At 46.1% G+C, this 17,499-nt stretch carries 13 protein-coding genes; 9 read left to right on the top strand and 4 right to left on the bottom strand.

Features of this window, described 5'->3' with window-relative positions; genetic code table 11:
- The first annotated feature begins 19 nt into the window (after window positions 1–19).
- Both PNC201_RS17310 and PNC201_RS17305 read left to right on the top strand, forming a co-directional pair.
- Window positions 20–1,648: an ATP-binding protein gene (locus PNC201_RS17310; protein WP_102057739.1), complete on the top strand. Its 1,629-nt coding sequence runs from the start codon at window positions 20–22 to the stop codon at window positions 1,646–1,648.
- Between the two features lie 2 nt (window positions 1,649–1,650).
- Window positions 1,651–2,355, top strand: a complete 705-nt coding sequence (locus tag PNC201_RS17305) for a response regulator (RefSeq protein ID WP_102057738.1) — start codon at window positions 1,651–1,653, stop codon at window positions 2,353–2,355.
- Here the strand turns inward: PNC201_RS17305 and PNC201_RS17300 are convergent.
- From PNC201_RS17300 to PNC201_RS17290, 3 genes are all read right to left on the bottom strand, one after another.
- A complete protein-coding gene (locus tag PNC201_RS17300; protein ID WP_102057737.1) occupies window positions 2,352–3,641 on the bottom strand; it encodes a DUF3472 domain-containing protein in 1,290 nt (429 codons plus the stop codon). The genes PNC201_RS17305 and PNC201_RS17300 overlap by 4 nt on opposite strands.
- A gap of 38 nt (window positions 3,642–3,679) precedes the next feature.
- Entirely contained in the window at window positions 3,680–6,529 is a 2,850-nt protein-coding gene (locus PNC201_RS17295) for a TonB-dependent receptor (protein ID WP_102057736.1), read from the bottom strand.
- 103 nt (window positions 6,530–6,632) lie between these two features.
- Window positions 6,633–8,003 (bottom strand): Gfo/Idh/MocA family oxidoreductase, encoded by a 1,371-nt coding sequence (locus tag PNC201_RS17290; protein ID WP_010606892.1) that lies wholly within the window; start codon window positions 8,001–8,003, stop codon window positions 6,633–6,635.
- 255 nt (window positions 8,004–8,258) lie between these two features.
- Between PNC201_RS17290 and agaR the strand changes: the two genes are divergently transcribed.
- From agaR to PNC201_RS17255, 7 genes are all read left to right on the top strand, one after another.
- Window positions 8,259–9,029: a transcriptional repressor AgaR gene (gene agaR / locus PNC201_RS17285; protein WP_102057735.1), complete on the top strand. Its 771-nt coding sequence runs from the start codon at window positions 8,259–8,261 to the stop codon at window positions 9,027–9,029.
- Window positions 9,030–9,040: 11 nt separating this feature from the next.
- A complete protein-coding gene (locus PNC201_RS17280; RefSeq protein ID WP_102057734.1) occupies window positions 9,041–10,330 on the top strand; it encodes a D-tagatose-bisphosphate aldolase, class II, non-catalytic subunit in 1,290 nt (429 codons plus the stop codon).
- Window positions 10,327–11,445 carry an SIS domain-containing protein gene (locus PNC201_RS17275; RefSeq protein WP_102057733.1) on the top strand — a complete coding sequence of 373 codons (1,119 nt, stop codon included), beginning with the start codon at window positions 10,327–10,329 and terminating at the stop codon, window positions 11,443–11,445. Before PNC201_RS17280 ends, PNC201_RS17275 begins: the two co-directional genes overlap by 4 nt.
- Window positions 11,442–12,350 carry an ROK family protein gene (locus PNC201_RS17270; protein WP_102057732.1) on the top strand — a complete coding sequence of 303 codons (909 nt, stop codon included), beginning with the start codon at window positions 11,442–11,444 and terminating at the stop codon, window positions 12,348–12,350. The genes PNC201_RS17275 and PNC201_RS17270 overlap by 4 nt, the downstream gene beginning before the upstream one ends.
- On the top strand, window positions 12,343–13,494 hold the full coding sequence (gene nagA / locus PNC201_RS17265; protein ID WP_102057731.1) for an N-acetylglucosamine-6-phosphate deacetylase: 1,152 nt from the start codon (window positions 12,343–12,345) through the stop codon (window positions 13,492–13,494). The genes PNC201_RS17270 and nagA overlap by 8 nt, the downstream gene beginning before the upstream one ends.
- Before the next feature lie 224 nt (window positions 13,495–13,718).
- Complete coding sequence (fusA, locus tag PNC201_RS17260) at window positions 13,719–15,806, top strand: elongation factor G (RefSeq protein WP_095728810.1); 2,088 nt, start codon at window positions 13,719–13,721, stop codon at window positions 15,804–15,806.
- Window positions 15,807–16,050: 244 nt separating this feature from the next.
- Window positions 16,051–16,440 carry a hypothetical protein gene (locus tag PNC201_RS17255; protein WP_102057730.1) on the top strand — a complete coding sequence of 130 codons (390 nt, stop codon included), beginning with the start codon at window positions 16,051–16,053 and terminating at the stop codon, window positions 16,438–16,440.
- Between the two features lie 47 nt (window positions 16,441–16,487).
- On the opposite strand, the gene hemB is transcribed toward PNC201_RS17255, so the two are convergent.
- A complete protein-coding gene (gene hemB / locus PNC201_RS17250; RefSeq protein ID WP_102057729.1) occupies window positions 16,488–17,498 on the bottom strand; it encodes a porphobilinogen synthase in 1,011 nt (336 codons plus the stop codon).
- Window position 17,499 lies beyond the last annotated feature (1 nt).

Below are 17,499 nucleotides of genomic sequence, written 5' to 3'. Positions count from 1 at the left end.
CAGCAGTGAGGAAATACGTGTGTCGCAATCACAAAAATTAGCACGCAGACCAAAACGCTTAGAAACGCGACTGATCACTTGGGTTGTGGGCTTGTGTGTGATCCAAGCATGCTTATTTACCGCGCTGGTGTATCAGGTTATTACGCAAAGCTTACACCAGGAAGTGGGAGAAAAAGCCTTGGCTTTGGCTAAGGCGGTGGCGGTTCGTGAAGATGTTATGACGGCACTCATAGCAGATAGGGATAGCTCACAGATCCAACGCCTCAATACTAATGTTGAGCTGCTGCGCCAGGCAACTGGCGCAGATTTTATCGTCATTGGTGACACCGAAACGCGACGTATCGCCCACCCAGATGAGCAAAAAATTGGTCGCACTATGGTCGGAGGGGATAGCCAAGCCGCACTGTCTGGAGAGAGTTATATCTCAACGGCACAGGGCAGTTTAGGTGAGTCTATTCGGGGAAAAGTGCCTGTGTATTCTCCCGCTGGTGAGGTGATTGGTTTAGTCTCGGTAGGCTTTTTAGTGCAATCCGTCGAGTCGTTGGTGTTGCAGCGCAGCATTGCCGTTTTTATCGGAGCTGCAGCGGTGTTACTGCTCAGTGTCATTGCCGCAATTTGGATTGGTCGACGTGTCCGCCAAGCCATTTTTGGCCTGCAACCAGATGAAATCGGGCGCTTATTTGCAGAGCAAGAGGCCATACTGAATACCGTACGGACGGGGATTATCGCGCTTGACCCTGATGGCAGCGTGCGTCGTTTGAATCAACGTGCGTGCGAAATTCTCGAAAAGCCTCGCGGCTTGAGTAAGCAAGGTTTGCACCTGAGCGATCTGTTGCCAGAGCATAGCGACTTCTTGTTGCATAATCCCAATCGCCCTTTAGTTGGTTTTGAGCTATTTGTTGCTGACAAGCGTTTGGTGTTATCGCGGTTTGCGCTGCAAGTGCAAGGTCAACACGAAGGTATTTTACTGAGTATGCGACCCTCCGATGAACTAGAGTATGTGTCAAAGCAGCTCACTAAAGTACAGGCTTTTGCAGAACTGTTGAGAGTGCAAACGCACGACTATTCAAACAAGTTAAATACCATTGGCGCGCTTATCCAAATGGCACAATATGACAAAGCGATTGAGCTGATAGGTCAAGAAAGCCAAGGCTCACAAGCGCAAATTGAAAACCTCCTCACCTATATACAAGAGCCAGTGATCGCGGGCTTATTACTCGGTAAATACCATAAAGCGCGAGAGCATAATATGGCACTAGAGGTGAGTTCCGACAGTGCGCTGTGCGCTATCCATCAAAAAGAGATGTTGGAACGAATAGTTTCAATATTAGGTAATCTCATCGATAATGCCATCGAAGCGGCGAGAACGACGGCACAGTTACGGCCTGCCAAAGTGGTCGTAACAGTGGATGAAACGGTTCAGGATATTATCTTTGATGTTGAAGATAGCGGCACTGGACTGATTGGTAATGTCGAAGAGGCGTTTACGCCGCAGTTTAGTACTAAGTCCGGCGACCAACATGGTGTTGGCTTATATCTCGTAAAAACAAATCTTGATTCCTGCCACGGAACTTTAGAGGTTGGGGAGTCTGAATTACTTGGTGCAAGGATCACGGTCTTTATTCCCAAGCAAGTAAAAGAGCAATAACAATGACTTATTCTGTGGTGATCATCGAAGATGAAGTAGCTGTGGCACAATTATTAGCGCAATACCTTGTGACACCGGCAACACCAAGTAGCGCAAGACAAGGGCAATATCGGGTGGTGGCCAGTAGCGACAATGTTTCTACCGCGACGGTACTGTTGAGTGCGATACAAGCCGACTTAATTTTATTGGATATTTATCTACCCGATGGTAACGGTCTTGAGTTTTTAAAGATGCTACGCGAGCAAGGCTGTAAAAGCGAAGTGATGCTGATCACCGCAGCAAAAGAAGTGGCGACGCTAGAAAAAGCGATCCGTCTGGGAGTCTGTGATTTTTTAGTTAAACCTCTGATCTTGGAACGGCTCGACCTCGCACTCGCTCGCTTTGAGGCGCGTCAGCAGTGTTTGGATGGTGCCGATGAAGTGACGCAATCTATGGTCGACACCTTATTTGGTAGTGAACAGGCGAGCATACAAAGTACAGCTAGACTACCTAAAGGCGTTGACCCACTTACTTTGGAAAAAATTCGTACGGCATTTCAAAGTCAGCCCAAGCAGGTGTTTACAGCAACCCAAATGGGAGAATTGGTGGGGGTGAGCCGCTCAACCGCTCGGCGCTATTTAGAGTTTTTGGTTAGTATAGAAGAAGTAAAAGCCGACCAAAGCTACGGTAGCATTGGCCGACCAGAGAGAAGCTATCATCTAAATTAAGGGTGTGCCTGTAGTGACTGCCATGGGATCACTGGCGCATCATTGCTGCTAGGGCGAGTGAATTCGCTGAGATAAGGTGTGGGTCCCGTGAAGAAACCGGTGTTACGTAAGTAAAAACGGTTTTGCTCCTCACCACCTTGATAATCCAAACGCGACCCTTTTCTGGCGGTGGCGTCATAAGTGAATTTAGCCTGATTTAACTCAACCCAGTTACCTTGGGTGTCACGCAAAAACTGGCGATTATAAAATGCCTTACGCTCAAACTGTCCAGCTTCGGGTAAAAAGTTTTCCAAAAAGCTATGCGGTCTTGCAACATAGGTGTTGGTTTCAGGGCGGCTAAAGGCTGCGATTAGCTTCCATTGGCCGGTTTCCGGCGCATAAAAATAGCCGCGATATTCAGTATGGCCTTCATAAGTCGTACTGGGCTCGATATTGACTAAAAAGCGATATGTCGTATCTGGCTGCCAGTTATAACGTAAATAGCTTTGTCCTCCAGAACCTTCATTGCCAAATTCACCGACGTAAACGCCGTCGCCTTTAGCGAGTAATTTGATTTTAAGATTGTCAGGAATCGTGCTCGGATCATCCGTTTGATATGGGCTCCAAACCGAAAACAGCACGCGGCGCTCGCTGGGTGAGTTTACCTGAATACCAAAGTACCCTTCGCCAAAACCATTCGCCATAAAATACGAACCTTGTGGATCATAGCCAGATGGCACCGTCACTTCGTTGTAAAACCAGTTATAGTCCTTTTTGTCAGGTACGGTATAGGAAAGGTGTACTGAAGGGCCGCGACGACCCCAGTAAAAGTCTTCTTTGACATAGTTAGGTGCAGGGGTCATGGCCTCGCCATCGAGACTGAGCCCGGTAATGGCGGGGAAGGTACTGTTTCGCCCTTTGGCTAATGTGTCACCGGCTATTTGGACCGTTTGATAGCCAACTTGTGTCACAGCAAAGTCACCGACTTTAACCTTAGTCGGGCTTTGTCTATCGAGGTTAAGCGTCACTTGTTTATTGTTATGCGTTACTAGCAATGTACTTGGTGCACTTGGTTTCTCAAGGTGTAAATAGAGGGTATAGGTGCCAACGTTATTGGCATAAAAATAGTGATTAAATCTAAGCTGCTTATCTTGCCATCGGGCAATTCCAGCTTGAGTTATATATTGCCTGCTGGCGTCAATATCGTTGTTGACCCAAGCGTTGCCGTAACTGCTGATATAAGCCTCTTGTGCTGAGGCAAATAGCGAGGCGCACAGCAGTATCGGTGTCATTATTGTATTCTTCATCTTAAGTTCCTTGAATGGGGCGCGTTGCCCCATGTTGATTAGAAAGAAGTGTTAATGCCTAAACTGATACTGCGGCCGTAACGGCTCAAGTGGCTCACTTGCTCTTGGGTTTTAATGTATGACCATTGACGCTCATTGGTGAGGTTGGTCACGTTTAGGTCAATCCGTGTCTTTGCAGTAAGATTATAGCTGGCACTGAAATCAAACTGACCATAATCTGCTGCCCATTCAGGGCCGCCCCACGCATCTGGATACTTCAGGTAATCATCTCGCCAGTTGTAAGCGATACGCGCTTGGTAGTCATCTTTCTCATAATAGATAACCGCATTGTAAGAATGCTCAGACATTCCAGCGAATGGTAGCTCGTCTTTTTCGGGGTCGTCGTATTTACTATCCGTAAATGTATAGTTGATTTGCATACCTAGGCCATCAAAAGGTGCCGGTAGCAATTCCTCAAACGACTGTTGGTAAGCAATTTCGAACCCTTTGATCTCTGCTCCTGCTTCTGAACGTGGAGATACTTGGGTAAATTCCGGACCGTCAACTTCAACGCCGTCTTTTAAGAATTTCCCCACTTTTATCGTACCGATACGCCCCTGAGCGATAACAGATTTAATGTCTTTGTAATAGGTTGCAAAGGTGAGCGCACCATAATCAGAGAAGTACCACTCTAGTCCCAAATCAAGTTGGTCTGCTCTAAGTGGCTTGATCCCAGGGGTGGCAAGATTAAGCTCAAACTTACTGAAATTAATTGAGCTATATGGGGTTAGAAAATCGATGCTAGGTCTGGTGATAACTTTAGCCGCGCTGGTTCTAAATAACAGTGAGTCTGTTATTTCTAACTTAAAGTTCATGCTAGGCAGTACATCAGTGTAGTCATCTTCTACGTAAGAATCGGAGTAATAATCGGCAATATCCCCTTCTATGCGATAGATAATGTCGCCATCTTCGTCTTCTTCTACGTTGTATACCAGACTTGGGTAATCAAAAACGTAGCCATCAGAGGTGATCTCGGTTTTGATTGCTCTTACGCCTAGGTTTAGGTTGTAAGGCATTTCCGACAGCTCGCCGACTAGATTGGTCTCTAAATAAAGTGCAAACGTTGACTCAGAAAGCTCGTAGGAATCTTTAGGGCTCTTGGAAGCTCTAATTTTTTCATCTGCGGCTTGGGCATTAATGGATTGATAAAAAGCATAGAGTTTGTCGTAGTCGAAGCTTGCCCACGGCGCAGGGTGCATGCCTGGCTCACCATCTAGGAAGTTATCAAAGTTGGCGGGTACAAGTACATCTGCGGGTAGTCTAAATAAGTTAAGGCCACCGAGCTTTTCTACGCTTGAGTTATCAAAGCTGTCGTAATCTGAGTTTTTAAAATAAGCTCCACCATTACTGAACATTGATGGGTTATTTGATTTGCTCACGTCTCTGCCTTTAGTTTGCTTACCGTAATGAAAGCCAAACTTGATGTCTTTGACAAATTCCCATTCCGGAATAAATGTTCCTTCTAGTCTTAACTCTTCAACATCACTTATTACTTCCGTGCCATAGTTGTAGCTGTAGTGAGCACCAAAGGGTTGATCGGCATTAAGTGCTGGTGACATGGTCACATCTGGCAGGAGATTGTCGCCTGTTTGATCTATGGTGATAGTATCAACAAAGCCACGCGCCACGATGTAGCGGTTGTCGCCATCATTGATCCGCTCAGCACGGGACTTAGACACGTCAAATTCAAGCGTTAGGTCGCTGGTAGCATACCACTTGAAGTTAAGACCGGCCTGCCAAGTGTCGGTATTGCGAGGTTCAGAGACGTTCAGTAGCTCAGCCATTGCACCATCGACTAACTCAATGTAGTTGACGTTGCCATCTTCATTAAATTTTAACTCACCTACTGCTGGGATCCCCGGCGTCCAAGGCTCATCATAGGTGACGAAAGAGATTTGATATTTTTCACCGTCGGTTTTGTAGCTTGAGTATAAGCTATCAAAGGTGACATCAATATCATTCGTTGGACGCCATTGTAAGGCGAGGCTTGCACCAATACGCTCACGTTTATCTTGCCAGTTCGAGTAGCGTACATATCCTGGGATCATTGATGGGTGTACTTTCTCGCCCTCATCTAGCTCGCCATTTCGGTTACTGTCAACAGGGACTCGCACGTCAGTATTTTCTTCTGGATCGTAAAACCCTTGTCCTTCATAGGAGTCTTCGCGTTGTGTCCGCTCGGAATAAACGGCGGTAAATAGGGCGCCAAAGGTATTGTCAAAAAAGGTATCACTAATTAGGAAGGAGGCTTGAGGGTTGGTATCGCCGGTACGTTCTTCGTAAATGGCTTTGGCACTTCCGGCGAGGGTAAAGCCATCCATATCTAACGGTCGGCGGGTTTTTATATTGATGACCGAACCAATCCCCCCTTCTTGTGTTTGTGCTTGTGGTGACTTGTATACTTCTAATGCTTGAACCATTTCAGGCGCAATTAAATCGAAGTTAAAGTCACGGCTTGTGTGTTCAGATGCCATTCTCCGACCATTGATGGTGGTAACGTTAAAGTCCCCGCCAAGGCCCCGTACTGTGACGTTTTGTCCTTCACCTGCGTTACGGGTAATAGCGATACCTGTCATTCGTTGTAGCGCTTCAGCTAGGTTTTGATCTGGGAACTTGCCAATGTCTTCGGCAACGATGGCGTCCATTACGCCGACTGCGTTTTTCTTGAGAAAGAGTGACTCTTTGATACTGGAACGTACGCCGCGTACTTCAATTTTCTCTACTTGTTGCTTGGCTTTATCTTGCTCGTCAGATCCGCTGTTTTGTTCTGTTTCCTGTGCGTGCGCGTATTGGGACAGGGCACAGCTCACGGCCAATCCCACAGCACACAGTTTTAGAGTGTGTTTCATCTTGTTGTCCTGTTGAGTGTTGTTATTATTGCGCCCGCTTTACGGGCGCTTATTCAGGCATTGTTAGTACTTGCTATAGATAGCGTATTTAACCTCTGGTTAGTTATGTGACAATGCCTAGTGGTGCTGCAGTGCGCCATGTGCCCCTGGTGAAATCCGGGAAGTCCTTGCTATTACTTCTGTCTGCAACTGAGTCCATTGAAAGAGGGAAGACCGCTGACCAAGCAGCTGCGTCGTAAACATCCTGATCTAGCGGCTCGCCATTACGAAGGCAGTAAATAATGCGCCAGAACATTAAGAAATCCATGCCACCATGGCCGCCGTTGCGCTCTGCTTCAGCTCCCATTTTTTGCCAAAGTGGATGGTCATATTTACCGTACCAATCATTCATGTCGTAATCCCACTCGTGAAAGCTCTTACTCCCGCCATTTTCAAGCGCGATGCGGTTGGGGAATCCTGCAAATACGCCGTTAGTACCTTGAATTAAATTATGGCGGGAGTAAGGGCGTGGGGTAGTGGTATCGTGCTGTACCATAATCGAACGACCTTTGATGGTTTTAATGATGCTGGTGTTCATATCTCCAGCAATATAGTTAAGTTGGTTTCGTTCATGATTTGCTGGAAATTCACGTTTAGCATAGGCTGCACGACCAAGCGCTGGTGAACTCATGGAGGAGATATAGTCGAAGCGATCGCCACGGTTGATATTCATATATTGAGAAACCGGGCCTAGACCATGGGTTGGGTAGAGGTTACCGTTACGTTTGGTATGCCAATGTGTGCGCCATGAGCCAGTTTTATGCTCAATTTCTTTCATTTGCCAACGAAGTTCATGGATATAAGCTGCTTCACCGTGCAGTAACTCACCGAATAGCCCTTGGCGAACCATGTTTAATACCATCAGCTCGTCGCGACCATAGCAAACGTTTTCCAACATCATGCAGTTCTTTTGCGTGCGCTCTGCGGTATTTACCAATTGCCACGCTTCTTCTATGGTTACTGCTGCTGGCACTTCGACCAAAGCGTGTTTGCCACTTTCCATTGTGTCTACCGCCATAGGCGTATGCCATTTCCAAGGCGTAGAGATGATCACAATATCAATGTCATCGCGCGCCAACATGCGGCGATAGTCCATATCACTCTTGCCGTAAGTCGCAGGTTTTGGTAAACCCTTGTCGACAACAATTTTAACGGCTCTATCGACGACTGCTTGGTGCGTATCGCAGATGGCCTTGATCTCGACACCGTCAAGATGGCAAAAGTGCTTTACCGCGCCAACACCACGTTGACCTACACCAATAAAGCCCACTCGCACGACATCCAGTTTCGGTACGACTAGACCTTGAACTGAATTTCCTTGTGGCTTTGGTGTAAGCGGCGTCTTATTATTGTTACTCGCGCAGCCAACCACTGCGCTTGTTGCTGCGATAGCAGCCATTGATTGAAGAAATCGCCGGCGGTTTAGATCACCCATAATAACCTCTTAGTTGTTCACTCTTGTTGTTAAAAACGAAATGTTATTTTTTGGTTATTATTACGGCAGTTTTATTTTGAACGCAAGAAAAATATCTTTCACATTCTTTCGTTTTGTTTTCGATGTGTTTCTAATTTAACTTTAAATCCTTATGAAACAGGTGGTTGTGTTTGTTTTTGTTTAAAGTTAAAAAAATAAATTGAAAGCAAATGAAAGCTGTGTAGACTAAATTTAACCAAAACGAAAGGAGGTGTCATGCTGAACACCATCGAAAGACGCCACGAAATCGTTCAACTCGTTGGTCAAACGGAACGAGTAGAAGTATCTGAGCTGGCAGAACAATTTGGTGTATCAACCGTGACGATCAGAAATGATCTCAATGCCCTGCATGAAAAAGGTTTGTTGGTTCGCTCTCATGGTGGTGCCGTTGCGAGTTCTAGGTTAACCAAAGAGCTCACCATAACGGAAAAGCACGATCATCATCACCAAGTGAAAGTCGAGCTTGCAAAGTTGGTGGCGGGCCTTATAGGCAATGATGAGTCTATAATTCTGGACTCTGGAACCACCACTGAAGAGGTTGCGAAGCAACTTACCGAGCATCAACAGCTAGTGGTGATGACCAATGGTCTTAACGTGGCGCAAGCGCTCGTTGCAGCCGATGGCGTTGAAGTGTTGATGACTGGAGGCTCACTGCGTAAAAAGTCGCTGTCGTTTTATGGCAGCCATGCAGAAGATCAGCTAAAGCAATATCACTTTGACCGTCTGGTGCTCGGTGTTGATGGGTTCTCCGTTGATGTTGGTGTAACAACACACTTTGAACCGGAAGCTGCGCTTAACCGCGAGATGTGTAAGGTTGCAAAGCAAGTCATAGTGGTGACGGACTCCAGTAAATTCGATCGTAAAGGTGTACACCGTATTATCGCCTGCGAAGAAATTGACGTTTTGGTTACGGACAGTGGTATTCCAGCTGATGTTCATCAGCAATTGGTTGCCGCCGGAATTGAGGTACATTTAATAACGTCTTAAGAGGTGATCATATGCGGCGTTTTCAAGCCCTAATCGAAGCCAATAAATCAGGGAAAAACTCAGGCATTTATGCCATTTGCTCAGCTCACCCTTGGGTGCTAGAAGCGTCGATAAGATATGCCAAGCAGGAAAATACGCTGCTATTAATTGAAGCCACGGCCAATCAGGTTAATCAATTTGGCGGTTACACCGGGATGCGTCCCGCGGATTTTATTGCCAAAGTCGAAGAGATGGCCGACGAGCTTGGTTTTGATAAGCAGTTACTGATTTTTGGTGGTGATCACTTAGGACCAGTCTGTTGGACGAGTGAAAATAGCCAAGCCGCAATGGCCAAAGCGTGTGACTTAGTCGCTGAATACGTGAAGGCTGGTTTTAAGAAAATTCACTTAGATGCCAGCATGCCCTGTGCTGACGATCCTGACGTGTTAAGCGATGATATTGTAGCTAATCGCGCTGCTTTGTTGTGTCAAACCGCGGAAGCAGCCGCGATTGCGACGTTTGGTCGTAGTGATATTGTTTATGTGATTGGTACTGAAGTTCCCCCTCCAGGTGGCGCTGATGAACAGATTGACAGTCTACAACCGACCAGCCAAGTTGCTGCGCAAGAAACCCTAGCTTGCCATCGTGAACTCTTTGCAAATAAAGGGTTAGCGGATGCTTGGCAACGCGTGGTTGCAATGGTGGTGCAGCCGGGTGTTGAGTTTGATAACACCCAAGTTTTTGACTACAAATCGAATGAAGCGAGTGCATTAAAAGATTTTATTCGTACCGTTGACCGTATTGCTTTCGAAGCGCATTCGACAGATTATCAAACTGCAGCCGCTTATCAGTCGTTGGTTGCTGATCACTTTGCCATTTTGAAAGTCGGGCCTGAATTGACCTTTGCGCTGCGCGAGGGATTATTCGCGCTTCACCATATTGAAAAGCAATTACTACCCTATGTTCATAGTCAGTTTGTTGAGGTGGTGGACGAGGTCATGCTGGCAGAGCCTACGAGTTGGCAGCGTTTTTATCACGGCGAATCACAGCAACTCCGTTTCTTGCGTCAATTTAGCTTTAGCGACCGTATTCGCTATTACTGGCATCAAGATGCGGTGCAAAAGGCGTTAGCAACTATGCTCGAAAACCTAGCGCAGCAGACCTTATCATTGCCGCTTATCAGCCAATATTTTCCAGAGCTATATCAACAAGTACGCCGTGGTGAAATAGCAAGGGATGCCAAAGCGTTAGTGATTGCCAAAATTCAACGTGTTGTGGCTCGCTATTCAAATGCGTGTTTTGCCATGGAGAAAGCGTCATGAACACTTTGCTAGGACACGAAATTGCGCAATTAAAAACACGAAATGCCTATTGGACAGCAAAAGAGATCACCCAGCAGCCACAGATGTGGCAAGAAACCGCTCAATTAGTCGCGAGCATAAAGCCTAAGCTTTTGGTGGAGTTAGCTCCTCTTCTAGATGACCCTGATACTCAGGTTATTTTGACGGGGGCGGGTACATCCGCTTATATCGGTGACGCTATCGCCACTCATCTTAATGCACACATGCGCCAAAGTGTGCGGGCAGTGAGCACAACTGATTTAGTTGCTGCACCACGACAATACCTAGCGACGGATAAACCTTGTTTATTAGTATCTTTTGCTCGCTCTGGTAATAGTCCAGAAAGTGTGGCGGCCGTAGAGTTGGTAACACAGCTGGTTAGTAACAGCCAGCACCTTTTTATCACCTGCAACCGTGATGGAAAGTTGCATCAAGCAGCGCTGCAGACAAGCAATGCAACAAGTATATTGCTACCGGAACCTACGCTTGACCAAAGTTTTGCAATGACGAGTAGCTATTCGTCAATGATGGTTGCAGCGCTACAACTTTTTGCAGTGGATGACGGCTCCGTGGATAAGTTGATCAATGCAGCGCAAAGCATGTTAGCTGCGGCAGAGCAGCAAAATATCCGTGCATTTGCACAACAACCATTTGAGCGTTTGGTGTACCTAGGCTCTGGCTGTTTGTTGGGATTTGCAAAGGAAGCTGCGTTAAAAATGCTTGAGTTATCGGCAGGCCAAGTAATGAGCGTGAGCGAGTCACCGCTTGGGTTCCGTCATGGTCCAAAATCACTTATCAATAGCAAAACTGTCGTGGTATGTTTTATCTCAAGTGATGGTTATACCAGCTTGTACGATCAGGATTTAGTTGCTGAATTGCAGCGTGACGGTACAGCCATGACGGTGCATTCACTTTGTCCTAAAGTGCCACCACTAGAAGATGTGTGGCAAGGATTACTGTATATGTTGTTTGCACAGCAGTTAAGTTTCTATAAAGCGCTGAATCTCGGTATTTCACCGGACAATCCTTGCCCGTCGGGGGAAGTGAATAGAGTCGTACAGGGCGTAGTCATTCATCCATTTGGGAGTGAAGTATGATTTATGGAGTGGATGTTGGCGGGAGCAAAATTGAAATTGCGGTGTTTGATGAAAAGCTACAACGCTTAGAGTCTTGGCGTGTGGCGACACCAAAGCACAGTTATGAGGCGTTTTTGGCGCAAATCGTCACTTTGGTGCAGCAAGCCGATGACAAATATGGTTGTAAAGGACAGGTTGGTATTGGTATGCCGGGGATAGTAAATGCGCAGCAGCGCGTGCTATCAGCAAATGTCCCTTGCGCCAATGGTAAAGAAGTTAAGGCTGATCTCGTTGCAAAACTGGAACGGCCCATCGCGGTTGAAAATGACTGCCGTTGCTTTGCGTTATCAGAGGCCAGTCTTGGAGCCGGTAAGCAATATCAAAAGGTCTTTGGGGCAATAATAGGCACCGGTGCTGGAGGCGGGTTTTGCATTGATGGTGCGTTGTATAAAAGTGCCCAAGGGATCGCCGGTGAATATGGCCACCATCCGCTTTCTGCGGTGTTACAGCAAAAATATCACCTGCCTATTTTAGCGTGTGGCTGTGGGTTGCAAGGGTGTTTAGAGCGCTATGTCGCAGGACCAGGGCTTGCCGGTTTGTATCAACATTTCACTACGCGGAAGCGTTCCTCAGAACAAGTTATCACAGCGATGCGGGCTGGAGAAAGTGAAGCAATCCATGCGTTTAATTGCTATATGGATCTGTTGGGCTCGGCGTTTGCAAATTTAATCAAAGCATATGACCCTGAAGTTATCGTGCTTGGCGGTGGCATGTCGCTTATCGATGAACTTGTAGAGGCGCTCCCAAAAGCCATCGAACCTCATGTATTTTCAGCGGTGTCAGTACCAGATATTGTTAGAGCCAAGCATGGTGATGCAAGTGGTGCATTAGGCGCGGCCCTATTAGGGAGCAAAGTGCATGCTTGAACAGCTTCGTTATATTCGGCCCCGTCGTATCTATACCCCTACCAGCGTCTTTGAAGCGCACGTTGCGGTAATAAAAGGTGAGCGTTTTCACGCGATTATTCCAGCGGCGGAAGCGCCTGATAATACCGAATGTTATTCTAATTTAGATATGTGGCCTGGGTTAATTGATTTGCATATTCATGGCCGAGAGGGGTGCGATGTTATTGATGGCAAACTCTCCAGTATAGAAACTATTAGCACCTCGTTGCTCAAACATGGCGTCACTGGCTTTTTGGCTACCACGGTGACGACTACGTGGCCACAAACTATTGCCGCGATGAAGGTTATTGGAGCCGCCTATAAGCAAAAGATGCCAGGTGCTCAGGTGCTAGGCGGGTATAGTGAGGGCTTGTTTTTTAGCGAGAAACACAAAGGTGCCCATAACGAAGCTTTCTTTAAGCCGCTAGATGAAGCCTTAATTGATGAAATGATTAGCGCGGCTGATGGTGCGCTTAAAGCAGTGGCGCTTGCGCCAGAAAAGGCTAATGGCGTAAAGATGACACAGTACCTAAGTAAACATGGGGTGCGAGTGATGCTAGGTCATTGTGATGCGGATTTTGCGCAAACCAATGCCGCTTTGGCACATGGTGCCTGCGGCGGGGCCCACGTGTTTAACGGCATGCGCGGCATTCATCACCGTGAACCGGGCTGTGCTGGTGCGTTGTTACTTGATAGCCAAGCCTTGGTGGAAGTGATTGCCGACGGTATTCATTTGCACCCTGCGATTTTACAGTTGATCTACCGCCTAAAAGGTCAGCATAAGGTGGCCTTGATCAGTGATTGTATTAATGCTGGTGGCCTTAAAGATGGTGAATATCAATTGGGTGAAATGCCAGTTGTGGTCAAGGATGGCGTGGCGAAAACTCACAGCGGCAGTTTGGCCGGCAGTACACTAACACTTGAAAAAGCAGTGAAGAATTTAGCAGAATTGGCCAATATTCCGCTTCTAGAAGCCATCAATATGGCAAGTTTAGTACCCGCAACTTATTTAAATATGGACAATGAACTTGGTAGCATTGAAGTGGGTAAAATAGCGCATTTTTCTTTGCTAGATGATGCCTTCCAAGTCCAGCATGCCAACTTGTTCGGAAAGCAGATATTTTAAACAAAAACCCAAGCTCACCGCCCTGAAATTGACAAAATACAACGGAATTTTCTTAAATACAGCGGCCTAGCAGTAAGCGATACGGTAAAAATAGGTCACAAAGTTTCGCATTAGAAACTTTTTCGCGAATTGATTGCATTTTAGACGACTTCAAGGATGATGTTCGCTACAAGAGGTGATATACTCCCGCCGAATAATTTTTCTACTTTAAATAGAGTAAAACAATGGCAGATTTATCGAAATACAGAAACATTGGTATTTTCGCGCACGTTGATGCGGGTAAAACTACCACCACTGAGCGTATTCTAAAGCTTACTGGTAAAATCCACAAAACTGGTGAAGTACACGACGGTGAGTCTACTACTGACTTCATGGAGCAGGAAGCTGAGCGTGGTATTACAATCCAATCAGCAGCGGTAACTTGTGAGTGGAAAGGCCACCGTTTAAACGTTATCGATACTCCTGGACACGTTGACTTCACAGTAGAAGTATACCGTTCACTAAAAGTACTTGATGGTGGTATCGGTGTATTCTGTGGTTCTGGTGGTGTTGAACCACAATCAGAAACTAACTGGCGTTATGCGAACGAATCAGAAGTTGCTCGTTGTATCTTCGTAAACAAACTAGACCGTATGGGTGCAGACTTCTACCGCGTAGTTGATCAAGTTGAGAAAGTACTTGGTGCTAACCCACTAGTGATGACGCTTCCAATTGGTATCGAAGACCAATTCTGTGGTGTTGTAGACGTACTTGAGAAGAAAGCATACGTTTGGGATGACACAGGTCTTCCTGAAAACTACGAAGTACAAGACGTTCCTGCAGACATGGTGGACAAAGTTGAAGAATACCATGAAATGCTAGTTGAGTCTGCTGTTGAGCAAGACGACGACCTAATGGAAGCATACATGGAAGGTGAAGTACCTTCTATCGAACAAATCAAAGCGTGTATCCGTAAAGGTACTCGTGATCTTGCGTTCTTCCCAACTTTCTGTGGTTCAGCGTTCAAAAACAAAGGTATGCAACTTGTACTAGACGCTGTTGTAGATTACCTACCTTCTCCTACAGAAGTTGAGCCTCAGCCACTAACAGATCCTGAAACAGGTGAGCCTACTGGTGAAGTAGCAACTGTTGACGCTGATGCGCCACTTAAAGCGCTTGCGTTCAAAATCATGGACGACCGTTTCGGTGCGCTTACGTTCATCCGTATCTACGCTGGTCGCATGAAGAAAGGTGACACTATCCTTAACTCTGCAACTGGTAAAACAGAGCGTATCGGCCGTATGGTTGAGATGCAAGCGGACGAGCGTACTGAACTTACTGAAGCACAAGCGGGTGACATCATCGCTGTTGTTGGTATGAAGAACGTTCAAACAGGTCACACGCTATGTGATCCTAAGCACGAGTGTACACTTGAAGCGATGATCTTCCCTGATCCAGTAATCTCAATCGCTGTTGCACCTAAAGATAAAGGTGGTAACGAGAAGATGGGTATCGCGATCGGTAAGATGGTTGCAGAAGATCCTTCATTCCAAGTTGAGACTGATGAAGATTCAGGTGAAACTATCCTTAAAGGTATGGGTGAGCTTCACCTAGACATTAAGGTAGATATCCTTAAGCGTACATACGGTGTAGACCTAATCGTTGGTCAGCCTCAGGTTGCTTACCGTGAAACTATCACACAAGAAGTTGAAGATAGCTACACGCATAAGAAACAGTCTGGTGGTTCTGGTCAGTTCGGTAAGATTGACTACCGTATCAAGCCTGGTGAAGTTGGTTCTGGCTTTACGTTCAAGTCTACAGTTGTTGGTGGTAACGTTCCTAAGGAATTCTGGCCAGCAGTTGAGAAAGGCTTCAAGTCAATGATGGACGAAGGTGTACTAGCGGGCTTCCCAGTACTAGACGTTGAAGTTGAGCTATTCGACGGTGGTTTCCACGCAGTTGACTCGTCAGCAATCGCGTTCGAAATCGCTGCTAAAGGCGCATTCCGTCAGTCTATCCCTAAAGCGGGTGCACAACTTCTTGAGCCAATCATGAAAGTTGACGTGTTCACGCCAGAAGACAACGTAGGTGACGTAATCGGTGACCTTAACCGTCGTCGCGGTATGATCAAAGACCAAGAAGCCGGCGCAATGGGCGTTCGTATCAAGGGTGAAGTACCACTATCTGAAATGTTCGGATACATCGGTCACCTACGTACTATCACGTCTGGTCGTGGTCAGTTCTCAATGGAATTCTCACACTATGCACCATGTCCAGCAAACGTTGCTGACGCGGTAATCGCAGCTGAGAAAGAGAAAAAAGCAGCTAAGTAATTAACTACTTATTTTGCATAAAAAGGTCGCCTTTGGCGGCCTTTTTTATTTTTAAATTCAATGCGTTACTGCGTTAATGCCCTGTCTAAAAGTCGTCACGATTATTTCATGTTTTATTAATTTTAAAGTTCTTGCTTTAGGAACATTGGCACTTTATCATTAGCTTTTCTTCAATAAATTGGGTCACGTTATTGCGTCGAGGGCTCAAATTTGATTGTGGTTGGGTAAATAAAGGAGATACTCAATGAGAACCCTAGAGTTGGAAATAAACTGGCTTTTCTACGTGCTTACTTTGTCGTTGATCTGGCTTGGTAATGAGCTGTTTTCTATCTTGGCTATTCCCTCATCATTATTGCAAATAGTTACATTAATTTTACTGTTGTTTACTCTAACAACATTGGCACTATCATTAACTGGAAAGCGTTTTCTTCATATAGATAAAGCGGGAGTTAGCTATAACTTTTTTGGTAAGACTCATTATATCCATGCGGAACATATTCAGGCGATTAGGTTACGCTCCTTAGGTGTTTTAAGTATCCCAGAAGTGTATCTTGATGACGGTCGTATTATTCGCTTCTTTAGTTGGAAAATGAATGGTGATGAGCTTTTAAAAGCAGAAAGCTTGATTAGGTAAGTTGAAGCTGTGCAGGTGAAAATTTCACCTGCTCCAAATAATGACGTTTACTTCTCGTTAAGCCAAATAGCAGCTTGCTTTGCAAAGTAAGTCAAAATACCATCTGCACCAGCACGCTTAAATGCTAGGAGAGACTCCAGTACAACAGGCTTCTCAGCCAACCAGCCGTTATCAATTGCAGCCTTATGCATCGCATATTCACCACTGACTTGATAAGCGAATATTGGTACTCCAAACTCATCTTTAACGCGTCTGACAACATCTAGATATGGCATACCTGGTTTTACCATCACCATATCAGCACCTTCTTGTAAGTCCAAAGCCACTTCACGTAATGCTTCGTCAGAATTAGCAGGATCCATTTGATAGGTTTTCTTGTCTGCACCTTTAAGGTTGCCCGCAGAGCCAATCGCGTCGCGGAAAGGGCCATAATAACTCGATGCATACTTGGCAGAGTAGGCCATAATACGAGTATGGATAAAGCCGCACTCTTCAAGTGCTTCACGAACAGCGCCAATTCGGCCATCCATCATATCGGAAGGGGCGACGATATCGGCACCTGCCTCTGCATGCGAAAGCGCTTGTTTGACTAGTACTTCCACGGTTTCTTCATTCATGACATAACCATCTTCATCTAAGATACCGTCTTGACCGTGCACTGTGAATGGGTCTAGTGCAACATCAGTGATCACACCGAGCTCGGGACATGCTGCTTTGATTGCACGGATGGCTTTTTGTGCAATTCCTTCTGGATTGTATGCCTCTTCAGCGAGCAATGTTTTTTGCTCTGCTGGTGTTACCGGGAACAAGGCGACAGCAGGAATACCTAGCTCTACTAATTGTTTGGCTTCCTCAACTAATAGATCAATAGATAAACGCTCAATACCTGGCATAGATGGGATCGCTTCACGTTTAGACTCACCATCAAGCACAAACACTGGATAGATTAAATCGTTAACCGTTAGCGTACTTTCGCTCATTAGACGTCTTGAAAAATCATCGCGGCGCATTCTACGCATACGAGTAAGGGGGAAAAGATCGAGTCCTGATTGAGCCACG

The organism is Pseudoalteromonas sp. NC201, from assembly GCF_002850255.1.
Classification (GTDB): domain Bacteria; phylum Pseudomonadota; class Gammaproteobacteria; order Enterobacterales; family Alteromonadaceae; genus Pseudoalteromonas.
This window is presented reverse-complemented; position numbering and strand designations above follow the sequence as displayed.